This is a genomic window from Erysipelothrix sp. strain 2 (EsS2-7-Brazil) (assembly GCF_016617655.1).
GTDB lineage: Bacteria > Bacillota_I > Bacilli_A > Erysipelotrichales > Erysipelotrichaceae > Erysipelothrix > Erysipelothrix piscisicarius.
Genome location: NZ_SCFT01000010.1, coordinates 26,432 through 41,695, shown reverse-complemented (window position 1 = coordinate 41,695; position 15,264 = coordinate 26,432). Strand labels below are relative to the sequence as shown.

Here is a 15,264-nt window from a genome sequence, read left to right as displayed (position 1 = left end):
AGGGGATATGTATGAAGGCATTAAAACAGAAAATTAAAAAGAAGCATATTGATACCAGTGGGTATTTATTCTTACTCCCTGCAATGTTATTCTTCGTGACATTCGTTTTATATCCCATGGTCAAAGGGATCTACTTATCATTTTTCAGATTTAGAGGACGTAACCAGGTCTTCTATGGACTCAATCATTACGCAAACTTAATGCATGATGATATATTCTTAAAATCAATGCGAAATACAGCGGTTATCACCTTAGTGGCGGTACCAATTGTGGTAATGTTGGCACTCTTTATCGCAATCCATATCTATAATAAACACGCTGCAGTTCGATCATTCTTTAGGGGTGTATTCTATATTCCTGCAATCTCTTCGGTTGTTTCCATTACAGTCGTATGGCTATGGATTTATAACCCGGATTTTGGAATCTTGAACTATATCCTAAAAAATGTAGGACTTATTAGTGAAAATGTACAATGGCTTGGAAATTCTAAGACCGCAATCTATGCAATTATTGCAGTCCTTATTACCACAAGTCTTGGACAACCCATTATTCTGTATGTTGCAGCTTTGGGAAACGTTCCAGAAGAGTTATTGGAATCAGCACGCATTGATGGTGCTGGAAACTGGGTTATTTTTAGAAAAATAATCTGGCCACTGATCAAACCAACCACACTCTATATTGTGGTAACAACAACCATCAACAGTTTCCAAATCTTCTCTCTGATTCAATTAATGACAGCCGGAGGACCAAACTACTCTACCTCAACCGTAATGTATCTGGTTTATGAAACGGCGATTATTCTACAAGAATATGGAAAGGCGTCAGCGATGGGAGTTATTCTTGCGGTAATTATCGCAATTATCTCGACCTTACAATTTAAATTCTTGTCCGATGACGTTAATTATTAGGGGGGAACATATATGAAGTTTAAAAAATTTGGACTCTTTAATATCATTTCAATGATATTCTTAGTCGCACTCACCATATTCTTTATCTTTCCATTCTATTGGATTGCATCCGGTTCATTTAAATTACAAGATGTTGCGATTGCCCTGCCACCCGAGTGGTTTCCTTTAAATCCAACATTTGATAACTATAAATTATTACTACAACCACTAACCGCTCGCTGGTTCTTTAACTCAGTGTTTGTGTCCTTAACAACGACATTGTTAGTGTGTACAACTGCTTCGCTTGCTGGATATGCCTTAGCGAAGAAAAAATTCCCTGGGGTTAAGCTGATCTTCGCAATCTTTATTGCTGCGATGGCTTTACCAAAACAGGTAATCTTAATACCGCTTCTACGTTTTATTACCGAACTTGGGTTAATGGATACGTATGCAGCGCTCATTCTTCCAGCAGTTGGATGGCCCTTTGGCGTCTTCTTAATGAAACAATTCTCGCATGCTGTTCCAGATTCTTTGTTAGAATCTGCGGACATCGATGGCTGTGGTGAAATTAAGAAATTCTGGCACATTGTACTTCCAATTGTAAAACCAGGGATTGGAGCGCTTGCAATCTTTACCTTTATTTCAAGTTGGAATGATTACTTCTCACAACTTGTCTTTACAAACTCGGAAGTTATGAAGACACTTCCATTAGGCCTTGCTTCCATGGCACAGTCTGCAGAGTTCTCATTAAACTACGGACTTCTAATGGCAGGGGCATTACTTGCATCCTTACCGATGATTGTTGTGTTCCTCTGTTTCCAAAGCTTCTTTACACAAGGTGTTACAGTAGGTGCTGTGAAAGGATAAGCATATGAAAAAGCATAGTATTTTTAAACAACTCGAGAAGGGTCTTGTCGTTTCATGTCAAGCCCTTCCCGATGAGCCTCTTTATCGTGAAGAGGGTGGGATCATGGTGTTAATGGCTCAAGCAGCAGCACGAGCAGGTGCTGTAGGAATACGAGCACAAGGGGTTACGGATATCAAGCAAATAAAAGCTGCAGTGGATCTTCCAGTGATCGGGCTTATTAAAAAACCTTATCCAAACTACCAACAATATATCACAGTAACCATGACTGAAATTGATGCGCTCGTAGCATCCGGTTGTGATATTATTGCCTTGGATGCAACCTTAAGACCGCGTGGCGATGGTAAAACCATCGAAACATTTATTCATGAAATTAAGACGAAATATCCAGACTGTATTTTAATGGGTGATATTTCAACGTTAGAAGAAGGGATGCATTGTGAAGCGATCGGTATGGACTGTGTGGGTACAACACTCAGTGGCTATACCGATTACTCACCCCAACTGGAAGGACCAGACTATCAACTGATGGTAGACTTAGTTCAAAACGTATCCATACCCGTGATTGCGGAAGGACGAATTCATGCTCCTGAAGCAGCGCGAAAAGCGATTGAATGTGGGGTTCACTGTGTTACTGTAGGGGGTGCGATTACACGACCTCAAGAAATCACAAATCGCTTTGTGAAAGCGATGAACGAAAACTAGAAGGAGTTGGTTTGATGACTTTAAGTCAATTAATTATCGGATGGTTCTATTATGGAATCGTGTTTATGGGTTTATCGGTATTAGCGACATTCCTGTTGAATAAAGTGACCTCCAAACGATGGTTACCACCTCTCATTATTAATGCGGTTTCGATTCTCTTGCTTTTAGCTCTTGCAGCGAAAGGTCTTGTACCATCGAACCAGCAAGCTTATGCACTTTATTTTATTTATATGCCCGTTGTTGCCGCAAGTGTCTTGTATAATGGATCCCTTGTCGCAATGGATCGCATTCGTATTTTTATGAAATAATTCTCCTAAAAAGGCAAAGTCACCACTTGCCTTTTTATTTTTGTAAAAAATACTTGATATTATAAAAACAGTTCATGTATACTCTAATGAAGTGGGAACGAATGGAGAAGGTTATGATTAATTTGTTTTTATATGTTGCCATTCTACATATTCTTGCAGATTTCCATCTACAATCCAATAAAATGTTTGAGAACAAGAGCTCATCATTTTCTTGGTTGATTGCACATATTGGGGTGCATGCAGTTGTATTTGGCGTGTTTGCGTTTATGTTTGATGGCGAAGCCTTAATGTATATTATGGCAATTGTTTTTATTCACTTTATTTTAGAGTTAATGAAAGCAATACTTGTTCAATGTGAATTGAAAGGGGTATGGGGTCGTACCAGTTTTGTGGAAGGTATCAGTCAATTGATTCATTTTGGAATTCTTTATGCATTTTCGGAATATTTCTTTAGACACCAATTCTTTACAGAGATTACGCAAATTCATACGGTCTTTGGAATGAATGCAACAGTATGTTTAAGTGTTGTTCTTGCAATACTTGTGTTGACAAGACCCATCCAAATTTTTGTTAAATTAAATAAAGGTTCTTTGAATCTTATAAATGTCTAACAGGCCAAGGCCTGTTTTTTAAAAGGAGAAATGTGATGATACGAAAAACACAAATGGATGATTTACCTGCGATTTGGCATTTAATGAATGATTTAGAGGATACAGAGTTTCCCTATGAAGCATTTTGTACTGCTTTTGATGCGGTCTATTCCAATCCCTCCATGCACATGTTTGTGTATGAAGATAAACAGGAGGTTGTGGGGTGTTTGAATATGCGAGTGGATGTGCAACTTCATCACAGTGGTTTGATTGCGGAAATTAATGATTTTGTGATGAATCCATCCTGTCGCGGTCAAGGTTATGGAGCGGCTTTACTGAATCATGCGGAATTATTTGCGATTGAAATGGGAGCACTTCAATTAGAGCTTACGACAAATAAAAAACGAAAACGAGCGCATGCATTTTATACAGCGCATGGCTTTGAATCAACCCATTATAAATTTGTGAAAATGCTTTAATCTTAGACGCATTGGTCTCTTGGAAGAGATGTGATACAATGACAGTTAGCGTAACCCGTAAAGGAGTTTTTGGTGATCATATTAATCAGTGCATGGTTGGATGCTTTTCGCAATGGACCCGTCCAACTGAATACCGGCATTTACTTATACATTGCATTGTTTATCATGTGTTATTTTATATACTTTCGAAAACAAGAACGTAGTGACTGTATTATAAACAGTCTGTTTTTTATCTATTTTTGTGGTGTTTTTGAAGTCGCACTGCTACCAATTCCGATGAATGATAAACAGATTATTGCGAATCAAGCACTCAAGTTTGGACTGAATTACAATACCCAGCCATTTTTTGTGGATCTTTTTGTTAGTCAGTATTCCAGTTATATGGATTATTTAATTCCAAATATTGTGATGTTGGTGCCGTTTGGTTTTTTAATGAATTATAAACTTAAAAAACCAAGTTTTATTAAAATTGTGCTATTAAGTATGACCTTCTCACTGTGTATTGAGATGACTCAACTTATGATGCAGTTAACGCTGTATACACGTCGTGTCGCGGATATTAACGATCTCTTATCCAATACCTTTGGTGGCATGATTGGCTGGTCCTTGTACATTCTATGCGCTCCTGCAATTGAAAAAATCTTCGCCCTAATACCCGAACGAAGATCTCATAATATTTAGACGCTTTGCGTCTTTTTTATTGCATGTGATGGAGGTCATTAACAATACCGCGAACACTATGAATTAAACCATCAAGTTTCGAAAGAGCATTGTTTATTTTTGTTTGCACCATATAATCCGCAAAAAAACCATCCATAAAATAATCTGCAAAGGTCCAAAAACCATTCAAATCACCAAGGTCATCAAAGGTACCGTGCACATCCCGTAATTCTTTACTGAATCGTTGTAGGAGAAACTGCGCATCATTCATATGTTGTTTTGCTTCATTAATACGGTTATGTTTGATCATTGTCACAAACATTCCTCCCCCAAACATATCAAACAGGCCCCAATCCGATGCTTTCTTTAATTGAGCACGTGATTGTTCCAATTGATACAAGAGTTGTTCTCCAGCTTGAATTGCTTCTTGAATTTCAACATATTGTTCTGTCATAACGCGACCTCCATCATTTATAGATTGAGTATATCGTAAGGGAAGCCGGAATAACGTAAAAGGTGCTTAACAGTCGTATTTACGTCCTAATTGACCCATTTACGTAAAAAAATGATTTCTGATAAGCGTCCTTCGTGGTTTATAAGCATGGCACCAACGAGTGAAAGCAGCCCTAAATCGAGAAATAAGTCTTTTAAATCAAAAGAGAATTGTGTTAATGATTGCGTGGTATATTGAATCCAATCAAAGGAACCACCCCATAAGGTTTGATCGAGAATGGATGCAAGGGTTGCGCTTAAAATAAGGGCAATGCTGATGCGGTAATGACTATCAAGTCGGCGGTTATCGATACCAACATGGTAAATTAAATACATTACAATCATGAGCAATATGAACACGCGCATCATCAGCATAAAATGAGCTGAAATACTAAGGTTAAATGTATCTTTTAAGAAGTGGTTTATCCAGCTTAAATCGGTGTTTATTTGTGGATGGATTTGCAGTGAATCGCCCCAGAGATAAAGCGTTGATTGATTCAAAGTCGAAGCAACATAATACTTGCTTCCTTGATCAACAAGAAGAAAGCCAAATACCCATAAAACAGTTTTCATAAGAATCCCCCCTATGCATGATAATTATAGGTTGGATGTGTGATATTTAGGTGCAAAAAAAACACTAAAGTGTTGTACTTTAGTGCTTTTAAGCCCCTTTAACTAAATCAAATGCTTTTTGTGTAATGGTATCAACGATCGATCCACGTGTTTCTTCTTTGACGTCTTGTGACGTTAAAGCGTGATTTAAATCGTTAACAACATCAAATGATTTATTACCAATCATGGTTTCCATTAATGATTTTACAACCTTAACACCGGTATCCATACTTAATTGTGATGTAATGGCCTGGATGATTACATCAAAGAATTGATTCCCTTTGTTGCTTTCTGTTTTTGTGAAATGGGAAAGGGCTTGGTTCATAAGATTTTGGACTAAATCTTCTTGACCTGTTTTCTTCAACATTTCAGTAACCATTGCGGAAGGATTGCTTGCAAGCCCCATCAATGATTTCACATCGAAGTTATCCATGAGTGCATCGGTTGTTTCATCTTGTGGTAAAAATTGCTTTACCAAATCTTTTAAATTTGCCATATTTTTCTCCTTGTTTTATCTATTATAACGGATAAAAACATGAACAATGAGTGAAACGCTTGAAAAATCATGAAATTATTACCCACCCTTTGTTTACAATCTGAATGTTAAACAAAAAGTTGCTATCATAAAGCTAATATTTGAGGGGATATTTATGAAGAAAATAACAAATGTTTGGTTTTTTCTTGAAGTGCTTTCCGCTATTATTACGTGGATTACAATACCGTAAGGAAGTGTTCTGGGGCTTTATTGTACAATCGTCGTTGTTAACGCTTTTGATGGAAAACAAGAAGTCTTGCGATGGGATTATCAAATGAGTGCAGTTTTAGATTTATTTGCGAATATGAAAAACCAAGTTTTAAAAAATACGTTTGCGAATGTTTACCAAGTGTCCACCATCGCTTTGGAATGGGCAATGATGATCAAACATTCATCCAAACTGTCTTCTGTCTCGCTTCGAGACTTATTACGGTTTTCTACGACACGTACAACGTTTGAAATTATGTATGCGACCACTTGGGATCAAAACCGACGCAATCCATAAAATATGAGATGATTATCAAAGACGGGTGAAATAAAACTTGATATAATGAGAGCGATTAAGGAGGGCTTATATGCAAAGATTTAAAATTAAATGGCTGTTGTTTGCAAGTGCGATGGCGTATGCGTATTATTCATTTTTCTATAAGTCACCTACTTCAGGGATTCCCATTGCGGTATTTACAATCTTACTTTCTTGGTTTTTTTTGGAATGCTATTTTGATTTTTTATATCAAAAACGTAAATTAACATTTAAGTTTAATGAACGCATGATTATTGGACTTTCGTCAATTTTAATCTTAGTGGGTATTACGGGAGGGGATTTGATGGGATTATCCCGTTTACACCTCTTAATCTTCTCAAGTCTTTGGCTGGGGTTGCTTTTATTCAGTGCGTTGTATTTATTGCGTCATGCTGCCATTGATCCCCGCACACGGGTTTTAAATCAATTTGTGGAGCAGATGCTTCACATGTCAGAATTTGGACTCCAATGCATGCATACGCTTTATCAGGCCATGGTTTTGACGGATTCCACGTTTCCCATTGACAACCTCATCTTAACAATCTATGCGGATTCCTTAAAATATGATCATCTTGATTTTGAAATTCCATCCCAAAAATTAGAACATTTTATGATTCAAAATGTTGCGCCTAATCACATCGAACAGCTTTTAAACCATCATGTGTTAGAGAATCACTTTGAATGGATACAAGCTGAGATTCAGCGTACGTTAAAAGATGTTTTAGAAGATGGAACGTTTGAAGTTACAGGAATCTCGCCGCTTTATCGCATCGTTGTCTTTGCTTATGCGTTTAATCAAATAATAATACTTGACCGATCCCAGATGGATGTTCGTGCTTATCAAATGCGGCGCCTTGATGATGCTCGCAATAAGAAACAGTATCATAGATTAATGCGTCACCGCGATGCCTTTGGTATTTTACAAGCATTCCGCGATACCCACATCTAAACTTATTCACCGCGCGAATCGAAATCGATAAATAAAGCCCTTATTCAAATTCAACTGAATAAGGGCTTTATGTTATGACTTATTTCTGATTATATACGAGAATAATTTCACGGTCATAATGACTTTCCGTCCAACCGATTAAGTGTTGACGGGATGTACGGTTGGCATGGGAGTGACCGAGATACTCAACATCCTCTTGATTAATAAATCGTTCCATTTGTTCTAAAGCATCGAGCGGTGCTTCGTTTTGATGACTATGGTCATGAAAAACTTTCGTCTTAATCATAAAGCCTCCTTAAGATTGAGCATTCACAGTTCTTAAAATATTTTCTGTACAACGAATCATCTCTTTCAGCGCTTCTTTGGCTTCCGTGATGTTGCCTTGAATTAAAAAATCAACGTAAAGATGATCAAAGAAATAATGAGAAATGGTATGAAATGGCGTCGTATCAAGGGTACGGGGGTTGCTTTGATCAAACGCTTCCAGTTCACATTCAAATTGGCGAGCTAAATCTTTTACATGCGCAAGATTTGCTTCTGCAGATTCGATTTTATGATATTTGGTAAATGTCATATAATAATTCCCGCTCAAAAGATCAAGAAGACCCCAATTTGATGCACCATCCATCGTTGCCAGTGCATTTTCAAGTGCCCGTTTTAATTCATTACCCACACGCATTAATTCATCACAATGACGTTGTTGCATGAAAATCACCCCTTGTATCTGTATTATACCATAAGATTTTTGCTGTTATTCACACAAGATTGTGAAGATATTGTTAAAGTAGAAATTAGGAGGATTGTATGGAAAATTTTAAAACAATACGTAATCGTCGCAATGACCGCTCATACAAGTGGATGGAGATGGAACAGAATGCGCCCAACCATGGTGTTGATGCATTTCCTTTTACAGTCGCGGATGTTGATATGTATCATCCCAAAGCCCTCACCGAAGGGTTAAAGGCTTATCTGGATGATATGGTCTTTGGATACACGGCACCAAGCATTTTGTATTATGAGGCCGTCATCAGTTGGTATCAAAGACGCCATCAATGGGAACTCAAACAAGATTGGATCTTTCAAGCACCCGGAGTTGTCGTGGCGATTAATCATGCCCTCAAAGCGTTTACTAAGGAAGGGGATGGGGTGATGATTATGTCACCTGTTTATTATCCTTTTAAACGGAGCATTGAGAATTTAAAACGTAAGGTGGTTGAAACCACGCTTGTCGAAGTGGATGATGTAATCGTCATTGACTTCCAAGATTTTGAAGCGAAAGCAGCAGATGCAAACACAAAAGTATTGTTACTGTGTAGCCCCCATAATCCAGTTGGTCGCGTATGGAGTGAACATGAACTCAAACAAATTGAAGCAATCTGTGATAAATACGATGTACTCGTTTTCTCAGATGAAATTCATGGTGATTTAATCATGCCCGGGTACAGATTTATACCTTATGCAACCTTAAGCAAAACAGCACGTCAACACAGCATCACCTTTGTATCCGCAAGCAAATCGTTTAATCTTGCAGGGCTCCACAATGCACATGTGATCATTCCGTCACAATCACTGCGAAATCAATATCAGGATTCAGTAACGCAAGATGGAGGATCTTTGAATACAAATGTCCTCGGGCTTGCTGCAACTCAAATTGCCTATACACAATGCGAATCATGGTTTGATGAATTTGTTTGTTTGATTGCAGCAAATCATCAACTGGTTAAGTCATTTATCGCGCGTGAAAACATACCAATTCGTGTATGTCCACTTGAAGGAACTTATCTTCAATGGCTCGATTTCCGTGATTCAGGATTGGCGGAAGCGGAGCTTATCGAAAAGCTTCAGGAACACGATGTGTTTTTGAGCCCGGGCTCAAAATTTGGTGAATCGGGTCAAGGGTTTATGCGTATGAATCTAGCCTGTCCCCAATCAATTTTAAAGGCAGGTCTTAAGCGAATCCAATCTGCAATTCAAGAGTGATGAATTCATCACTCTTTTTATGTATAATAAGATAAAGATTGGAGTTTTATATGAAAAATATTGTTGTTGTTGGAGGCGGCCCATCGGGGATGATGGCTGCAATTTCGGCGAAGAAAAATCATCCTCACGCCCATGTTATTTTATTGGAGCGTAATGAACGTTTGGGTAAAAAATTACGTATGACCGGTGGCGGCCGCTGTAATGTTACGGCGAATGTGAGTAATGAAGAAGTAATCAAACATGTTCCTAAAAACGGTAAATTTCTCTTTTCAAGTTTGACGAATTTTAATCCGCAAGATATTCAGTCTTTTTTTCCTGAAAATGGCTGTCCTTTAAAGATTGAAGATCATCACCGTGTTTTTCCAGAAAGTAACAAATCTCAAGATATAGTGGACGCCTTAAATCGAAAACTTCAAAATTCAGATGTGGAAGTACATCTTCATGCATTTGTAACCGGAATTGATACGGATCGGAATGTTGTTTATACGGAAGCAAAAAAATTCCCTTATGATCATCTGATTCTTGCGACGGGAAGCCGTACTTTACCCGGAACGGGTTCAGATGGTAACGGCTATGCCTTATCAGAATCGATTGGGCACTCAATTACGGACTTAGTGCCTGCTGAGGTTCCTTTAGTTTCCAATGATCTATTTGTTCAAGAGAAGACCTTACAAGGGCTGTCCTTCCATGATGTAACCATTCATGTTTATAAGGGTCAAAAAATTAAGCACAGTATTACGCATGATCTTCTGTTTACGCATTTTGGAATATCAGGACCTGCGGCATTACGGGCAAGTTTTTATGTCATGCGCATTCTCGATAAGGAGAGTCCTGTCAATTTAAGTATCGATTTCTTGCCCAATGTTTCACTTGAACAACTACAGCTTCATGAGGATTGGGAAGCATTTGTACAAGAAAAAGGCATTCCAAAGCGCTTAATCGCGTACTTCAAAACATTCTGTAAGAATGATCATGAGATAATTCAAACACTTAAGAAATTCCCAATGACCGTTTATGCTACACGTGGGTTCGCACATGCATTTGTTACGAATGGTGGCGTCAATCTTAAAGAAATTGATCCAAAGACAATGCGATCAAAAATTAATCCAACCATTTCATTTTGTGGTGAGTTGATGGATTATAATGCATATACTGGAGGATTTAATATTACATCCGCTTTTTCAACAGGCTATACAGCAGGGCTTTTTGCGCTCGAAGATTAGTACACTACGGTGTGCTTTTTCTTTGTTCAATAAAAGTATCGTAAAGGACAGTATATAGGTACAATAACAATTCATTCCATGCTATTATTATAGAAAAGGAGGTCCTATGTCACATCATCAGCAAAATCAAAATGATCATTCTGAAACTCTGAGCGCACATGTAAAGACACAAACCTTTTTGCCCAGCGAATCTAATAAGAATCGGACGCGTTGTGTGATTATCTTGTTGATTCTCGGTTTTATTTCTGTTGGCGGTTATTTTCTTTGGGATCATATCTATCGCATTACGAAAATTGATCCATTTGCCAATGTAAGTGTTCGATTTCAAGGGGATGAAGAAGGGGCAAGCGGCTACATTGATATCAATAAAAAATTAATTGAGTCCGATCCACAGCTCAATCGCGTTCACAAAGCGATTAAGTATTCGCTAGAACCAAATGAAAATTTAAAAATTGGCGATCGTGTTGTTTTAAAAGCGCGTGTTCCCGAGTCTACGCAACGTTTTATGGACTCCAATAAACTTGTATTTACAGCTACTGAAAAAGTATTTACCGTTCAAGAAATTCACAATGAGGTCGTGTTTGATCCTTTTGATGGTTTTAAATTGCGATTTAGTGGAACCAATGGTGAAGGCATTGCGGAATTGGATACATCAGGGGTTACGCTGGCTGATGATACGATGAAGGAATTGTTTTCGATGTTAGAGTATGCCATTGTCAATCCATCTGAATTATCAATTGGAGATTCTGTAACTGTTACGGTTAAACCTTCTACAGCAGGGAAAACGTTTATGTTAGAACATCAAATTATGTTGGCACAAACTAGTATGGCTTTTGATGTAGATGCGTTAGCGGTCGTACCTAAAAACATTGAGCACATTAATAATCTGGATGTGCTTCGAAGTGATGCGAAAAAACGTGTCGAGGAAACGGTTAATGCGGACGCGCAAGAAGTATATGTTTGTTATGGAATTCTCCCTAAGAACATCGCAAATGCACGTGATCGTGACTCGCAACAATCTTATGTAAATGGGACATTGATGTTTGTGTATCAGTATGAACATAAACATAAAGCATATGCGATTGCTTCAGGTTATACAAACTTGATGCTGGAAGGGGACCAAATTGATGAGTCGATGCTGATGCCGATGCAACCTGTCTCAAATCAACAATCCTTGGAAATTGTTTTGCTTGAGCTTCAAGATAACAACCTTACCTGTTCTCCAACGTCTTAATGCCTTCGGGCATTTTTTTATACGCAAACGGTTTCGATTTAAGATTGATTAATATATTTCAATGCTATACTTGCGTCGAAAGGAGTTAGCAATGAAATTTAAAGCAATATTACTTACAATAATTGGTTCGTTTTTAATCATGCCTGTGGCAGCGGATAATGCAATGGATGCAGCCGCACGTCAGCACTTACGTGACAAATATACGATTCATGAAGATAGTTTTAGACCTGTTATCCAACTGTTTGAAGATGGTTCGCAAGCGTTTGTCTGTGACAAGGTAGAATTGGACTACTATTTCACACTCTTACAAGATGATTTGGATGAAGGGATTGATAATTATCAGAATTATGCCTATCTCATTGATACAGGACGGGAGGATCCTGTAATTCGTACAAATCGTTATGATATGAGAGGTTTAGTCCGAAAACAAGCAATTTCTATGCCTCAATATGATGCGTCGTTACCGAATCGACTCCCGTTTAAAATTCGAAGTCTTAAAAAAGATGAGGGAACGACACAATGGTATGTGGATGTAAATGATGATTATCGAGGTGTTCAAAAAGATGGTAAAGGGATGGTGGGATATGATTTGTTCCTCAGTCCTTTCCATATTGAAAATGATGATCATAATAATTTGCTGTTTAAGGAACTTGTGGATATCGCGGTGACTGTTATTCGTCCAAGAGCAGGGCAAGAACCGGATGTAAAACGGTATACGCTCTCCAAGTCAAGACCATCGATGAGCTTTGAAGGAGGTCGCATTGAAGTGACTCTCGAGCAAGGAATGAAACACATTCGCCTTGTGGATGATGGCACCTATGGATACGGTCAATTAAAGTTTGAGGTGGAAGGAAGCAGCGCATCCGTTACCAAAGATCCAAGCAAACCTTTGAACGATTTACCCATGGGAATTCGAGCACGTTTTGATTTTTTTGATCAAAAACGTAAAGGGAAAGAATTTGATAAGCTGGATGAAGTTCGAATATTGGAAGAACATCAAACACCGATTGGTCAAATGGTTCATCATGTGTATAGCAATGATCGCAAACCGGGATGCAGTTTATCAGACTTAAAGGAAAAACATGATAAACGTGTGGATGCTCTTGTAAACCGAATGGTAAGTCGATTCAATCAACTTGATGAAAGTACCAAGCAAAGTTTGAGTGAGAAATATTCGGTCAAGACGAGTCAAGCGTTAGCTGATTTAATGGAGCACTATGATTTGAATATCTATCCATTTAATCCAAAGCCTAAAACCCTGATATCAATGACTCCAAAAACAACTGAGGATGTTTTGACTCAACCAACGGATTTAAACGATCCTGTGGGTCAATCCATCGGGGAACCAGATCAATCGAAAACATTACATGTTGAATCATCTACAAGACTTCAAAATGTAGCGCCTGCTCCTCAAGCGGGGGCAAGTGCAGTGGCTAAGCATACGATTCAAGCGCCACGTTATCCCATTAAGTTAACGGAGTCACTACCACCAGTCAATTCGATCATTGAACATCAGGATCACCTTGAAATAAAACCTGTTGAATTGTCCACAGAACTTCAACATGAAAGATTACGTCATCGAGTAGGGCCAAGACATTCTGTAACAGATACGGTGAAAACGACACGTTCACCCCTTAGTTTAGTAGAGCCAGAAAAAGGACAGTCAAGTAATCTTAAAGCAACCATCGCATCTGCAATGGTTGTATTGAAAGATGGGAAAGCAGGGAAGATTGAGCCTTCATCGCATTCGGATATGCATCACTTGGTAACTGAGATGTTAAAGCAAGAACAAAATTTCGAAGCGACTCAGTTGCCATTGGCACAACAAGGCGGTAACGGTGATACACAAACTCAAAATCAATTGGTGTCATTGGAACTTAAGCGTCCACTCGTTCGAAATGCGAATGCGAATCAATCCATTGCATCTCAACCGCATCAAAGTATACCAACAGCCACATTCAACATTTCGGGAGACAAGATGGGTGTTCAAAATCCAATGGAAACCGTTAAATCAGAAACTCATGCGAATCCACAACAGATGTTACCATCGCAATCTAACGCTTCAAAACAACAAGATCCCCTTTACAGTAAACCGAAGCACTTACCCGCTACGGGTGTGACAGAGCAATCTTCTTGGTTTCTAGGCTCCTTACTGTGCGTCCTAGGTATCTTGTTACGATCAAAACGATAAAAAAAAGACCCAGGAAGCAGGGTCTTTTTCATATTATTATATTATTTGTGCTATCGACTAAGACGGGATATAGGCGATAGCATTGCGCTTACTGATAGCAGTGTAATTAAGGAAGAGCGACGTAAACGTCTATCTGCTATCATAACTTAACCTTAACTATATCGGAGAATTAAGATTGAGTTGACCCTCTACGATTGGAAGCCGGTAGAAGGGCACTGAATTGTGATAAAGGAGAAATTACAAGTTGTAAGACACAGATTCAGTGTAATATTTGGAGAAATGTTTATACGAATGATTTGTGGAGCCTTCGTATAAATAATTATTTTACTAAGCAGCTAATACTGATTTAAGGTATTCAGCAATTTCTGCATCTTGACAGCTTTCAAAGAATAATTCTTTGAATTCAGGATAGTCAATTGTTTCTTTTAAGAAGTCTTGATCGATTTCTTTAAGGATTTTAATTAATGGTTGGTGTGTAACTTCTTTAACACCATCTAAGATTTTTTTGTTGCGTTGTTCAGGGATAACGCGATCTTTAGGGTATCCACCACCAAATGATTCTGAGAATAATTTTTCGAATGTGTAGTTAAGGTTTAATTCTCCACCCCAACCGAATCCTTGTGCAAATGGCATTGCAATACAGTTACCATCGTTTACTTGACCGAATAGGTAAGCGTCTAATGGGTTTGTAACGTGTCCACAAAGTACATTTGGGAATGAGTTACATGCTAACATAGCACCTTGACCTGTTCCACATCCTGTAACAACAAAGTCAACTGCTTTTGTTGTTAATAAGATTGAAGCAAGAAGACCGTTTTTAACATATGTTAATTGGTGTTCTTGTTCACCGTTGTACATACCGTAGTTTACAACTGTGTGTCCAGCTTTTTCAGCCTCTTGTGTTAATGATGCTAAGATAATTCCGTTTTTAGCAGCTTGTGAGTTTTCGTTAATTAATGCGATTTTCATATTTAATCCTCTTTCTAATAATCCACGTGATGTGTCCACCACGTGGCGTTCGATACATCGTT

At 38.3% G+C, this 15,264-nt stretch carries 19 protein-coding genes; 13 read left to right on the top strand and 6 right to left on the bottom strand.

Annotated features, from left to right (window positions below; all coding sequences use genetic code 11):
- Positions 1–11: 11 nt before the first annotated feature.
- The 7 genes from EPJ90_RS05855 to EPJ90_RS05825 all read left to right on the top strand — a co-directional run bounded on the left by EPJ90_RS05855 (position 12) and on the right by EPJ90_RS05825 (position 4,515).
- The gene (locus EPJ90_RS05855; RefSeq protein WP_161637265.1) at positions 12–908 is read left to right on the top strand and encodes a carbohydrate ABC transporter permease; all 897 of its coding nucleotides are present in this window, start codon (positions 12–14) and stop codon (positions 906–908) included.
- A 12-nt stretch (positions 909–920) separates the two neighbouring features.
- A complete protein-coding gene (locus EPJ90_RS05850) occupies positions 921–1,754 on the top strand; it encodes a carbohydrate ABC transporter permease (RefSeq protein ID WP_123171223.1) in 834 nt (277 codons plus the stop codon).
- Positions 1,755–1,758: 4 nt separating this feature from the next.
- Positions 1,759–2,457, top strand: a complete 699-nt coding sequence (locus EPJ90_RS05845) for an N-acetylmannosamine-6-phosphate 2-epimerase (RefSeq protein ID WP_200542794.1) — start codon at positions 1,759–1,761, stop codon at positions 2,455–2,457.
- A 14-nt stretch (positions 2,458–2,471) separates the two neighbouring features.
- Positions 2,472–2,765: a hypothetical protein gene (locus EPJ90_RS05840; protein WP_161637267.1), complete on the top strand. Its 294-nt coding sequence runs from the start codon at positions 2,472–2,474 to the stop codon at positions 2,763–2,765.
- A 113-nt stretch (positions 2,766–2,878) separates the two neighbouring features.
- Positions 2,879–3,376, top strand: coding sequence for a DUF3307 domain-containing protein (locus tag EPJ90_RS05835; RefSeq protein ID WP_200542793.1), 498 nt, complete (start codon positions 2,879–2,881; stop codon positions 3,374–3,376).
- 35 nt (positions 3,377–3,411) lie between these two features.
- Positions 3,412–3,834: a GNAT family N-acetyltransferase gene (locus EPJ90_RS05830; RefSeq protein ID WP_200542792.1), complete on the top strand. Its 423-nt coding sequence runs from the start codon at positions 3,412–3,414 to the stop codon at positions 3,832–3,834.
- A 72-nt stretch (positions 3,835–3,906) separates the two neighbouring features.
- Entirely contained in the window at positions 3,907–4,515 is a 609-nt protein-coding gene (locus tag EPJ90_RS05825; protein WP_200542791.1) for a VanZ family protein, read from the top strand.
- Positions 4,516–4,531: 16 nt separating this feature from the next.
- On the opposite strand, the gene EPJ90_RS05820 is transcribed toward EPJ90_RS05825, so the two are convergent.
- The 3 genes from EPJ90_RS05820 to EPJ90_RS05810 form a co-directional block, all read right to left on the bottom strand.
- Positions 4,532–4,948, bottom strand: a complete 417-nt coding sequence (locus tag EPJ90_RS05820; protein ID WP_161637270.1) for a hypothetical protein — start codon at positions 4,946–4,948, stop codon at positions 4,532–4,534.
- A gap of 86 nt (positions 4,949–5,034) precedes the next feature.
- Complete coding sequence (locus EPJ90_RS05815; protein WP_161637271.1) at positions 5,035–5,559, bottom strand: signal peptidase II; 525 nt, start codon at positions 5,557–5,559, stop codon at positions 5,035–5,037.
- Between the two features lie 88 nt (positions 5,560–5,647).
- On the bottom strand, positions 5,648–6,094 hold the full coding sequence (locus EPJ90_RS05810) for a hypothetical protein (protein ID WP_125164232.1): 447 nt from the start codon (positions 6,092–6,094) through the stop codon (positions 5,648–5,650).
- A gap of 313 nt (positions 6,095–6,407) precedes the next feature.
- On the opposite strand from EPJ90_RS05810, the gene EPJ90_RS05805 reads away from it, so the two are divergent.
- Both EPJ90_RS05805 and EPJ90_RS05800 read left to right on the top strand, forming a co-directional pair.
- Positions 6,408–6,638 (top strand): hypothetical protein, encoded by a 231-nt coding sequence (locus tag EPJ90_RS05805; RefSeq protein WP_161637272.1) that lies wholly within the window; start codon positions 6,408–6,410, stop codon positions 6,636–6,638.
- A gap of 70 nt (positions 6,639–6,708) precedes the next feature.
- Complete coding sequence (locus EPJ90_RS05800; RefSeq protein ID WP_200542790.1) at positions 6,709–7,605, top strand: hypothetical protein; 897 nt, start codon at positions 6,709–6,711, stop codon at positions 7,603–7,605.
- Between the two features lie 79 nt (positions 7,606–7,684).
- Here the strand turns inward: EPJ90_RS05800 and EPJ90_RS05795 are convergent, their stop codons facing one another.
- The gene (locus EPJ90_RS05795) at positions 7,685–7,891 is read right to left on the bottom strand and encodes a hypothetical protein (RefSeq protein WP_125164235.1); all 207 of its coding nucleotides are present in this window, start codon (positions 7,889–7,891) and stop codon (positions 7,685–7,687) included.
- Positions 7,892–7,900: 9 nt separating this feature from the next.
- Positions 7,901–8,311 (bottom strand): hypothetical protein, encoded by a 411-nt coding sequence (locus EPJ90_RS05790; protein WP_161637274.1) that lies wholly within the window; start codon positions 8,309–8,311, stop codon positions 7,901–7,903.
- A 98-nt stretch (positions 8,312–8,409) separates the two neighbouring features.
- Between EPJ90_RS05790 and EPJ90_RS05785 the strand changes: the two genes are divergently transcribed.
- The 4 genes from EPJ90_RS05785 to EPJ90_RS05770 all read left to right on the top strand — a co-directional run bounded on the left by EPJ90_RS05785 (position 8,410) and on the right by EPJ90_RS05770 (position 14,233).
- Entirely contained in the window at positions 8,410–9,585 is a 1,176-nt protein-coding gene (locus EPJ90_RS05785; RefSeq protein WP_200542789.1) for a MalY/PatB family protein, read from the top strand.
- A 50-nt stretch (positions 9,586–9,635) separates the two neighbouring features.
- Complete coding sequence (locus EPJ90_RS05780; RefSeq protein ID WP_200542788.1) at positions 9,636–10,808, top strand: NAD(P)/FAD-dependent oxidoreductase; 1,173 nt, start codon at positions 9,636–9,638, stop codon at positions 10,806–10,808.
- 106 nt (positions 10,809–10,914) lie between these two features.
- Entirely contained in the window at positions 10,915–12,042 is a 1,128-nt protein-coding gene (locus tag EPJ90_RS05775; protein ID WP_200542787.1) for a hypothetical protein, read from the top strand.
- A gap of 91 nt (positions 12,043–12,133) precedes the next feature.
- A complete protein-coding gene (locus tag EPJ90_RS05770) occupies positions 12,134–14,233 on the top strand; it encodes a hypothetical protein (RefSeq protein ID WP_200542786.1) in 2,100 nt (699 codons plus the stop codon).
- A 327-nt stretch (positions 14,234–14,560) separates the two neighbouring features.
- Here the strand turns inward: EPJ90_RS05770 and EPJ90_RS05765 are convergent, their stop codons facing one another.
- Positions 14,561–15,202 carry an RpiB/LacA/LacB family sugar-phosphate isomerase gene (locus tag EPJ90_RS05765; RefSeq protein WP_125164240.1) on the bottom strand — a complete coding sequence of 214 codons (642 nt, stop codon included), beginning with the start codon at positions 15,200–15,202 and terminating at the stop codon, positions 14,561–14,563.
- Between the last annotated feature and the right edge of the window lie 62 nt (positions 15,203–15,264).

Bases quoted from the DNA above. Each gene is read 5' to 3' on its own strand.
- EPJ90_RS05850 (WP_123171223.1), top strand. From the start codon at position 921: ATGAAGTTTAAAAAATTTGGACTCTTTAATATCATTTCAATGATATTC.
- EPJ90_RS05840 (WP_161637267.1), top strand. From the start codon at position 2,472: ATGACTTTAAGTCAATTAATTATCGGATGGTTCTATTATGGAATCGTG.
- EPJ90_RS05830 (WP_200542792.1), top strand. From the start codon at position 3,412: ATGATACGAAAAACACAAATGGATGATTTACCTGCGATTTGGCATTTA.
- EPJ90_RS05855 (WP_161637265.1), top strand. From the start codon at position 12: ATGAAGGCATTAAAACAGAAAATTAAAAAGAAGCATATTGATACCAGT.
- EPJ90_RS05775 (WP_200542787.1), top strand. From the start codon at position 10,915: ATGTCACATCATCAGCAAAATCAAAATGATCATTCTGAAACTCTGAGC.
- EPJ90_RS05815 (WP_161637271.1), bottom strand. From the start codon at position 5,559: ATGAAAACTGTTTTATGGGTATTTGGCTTTCTTCTTGTTGATCAAGGA.
- EPJ90_RS05820 (WP_161637270.1), bottom strand. From the start codon at position 4,948: ATGACAGAACAATATGTTGAAATTCAAGAAGCAATTCAAGCTGGAGAA.
- EPJ90_RS05790 (WP_161637274.1), bottom strand. From the start codon at position 8,311: ATGCAACAACGTCATTGTGATGAATTAATGCGTGTGGGTAATGAATTA.
- EPJ90_RS05795 (WP_125164235.1), bottom strand. From the start codon at position 7,891: ATGATTAAGACGAAAGTTTTTCATGACCATAGTCATCAAAACGAAGCA.
- EPJ90_RS05785 (WP_200542789.1), top strand. From the start codon at position 8,410: ATGGAAAATTTTAAAACAATACGTAATCGTCGCAATGACCGCTCATAC.
- EPJ90_RS05780 (WP_200542788.1), top strand. From the start codon at position 9,636: ATGAAAAATATTGTTGTTGTTGGAGGCGGCCCATCGGGGATGATGGCT.
- EPJ90_RS05765 (WP_125164240.1), bottom strand. From the start codon at position 15,202: ATGAAAATCGCATTAATTAACGAAAACTCACAAGCTGCTAAAAACGGA.
- EPJ90_RS05770 (WP_200542786.1), top strand. From the start codon at position 12,134: ATGAAATTTAAAGCAATATTACTTACAATAATTGGTTCGTTTTTAATC.
- EPJ90_RS05845 (WP_200542794.1), top strand. From the start codon at position 1,759: ATGAAAAAGCATAGTATTTTTAAACAACTCGAGAAGGGTCTTGTCGTT.
- EPJ90_RS05810 (WP_125164232.1), bottom strand. From the start codon at position 6,094: ATGGCAAATTTAAAAGATTTGGTAAAGCAATTTTTACCACAAGATGAA.
- EPJ90_RS05805 (WP_161637272.1), top strand. From the start codon at position 6,408: ATGAGTGCAGTTTTAGATTTATTTGCGAATATGAAAAACCAAGTTTTA.
- EPJ90_RS05800 (WP_200542790.1), top strand. From the start codon at position 6,709: ATGCAAAGATTTAAAATTAAATGGCTGTTGTTTGCAAGTGCGATGGCG.
- EPJ90_RS05835 (WP_200542793.1), top strand. From the start codon at position 2,879: ATGATTAATTTGTTTTTATATGTTGCCATTCTACATATTCTTGCAGAT.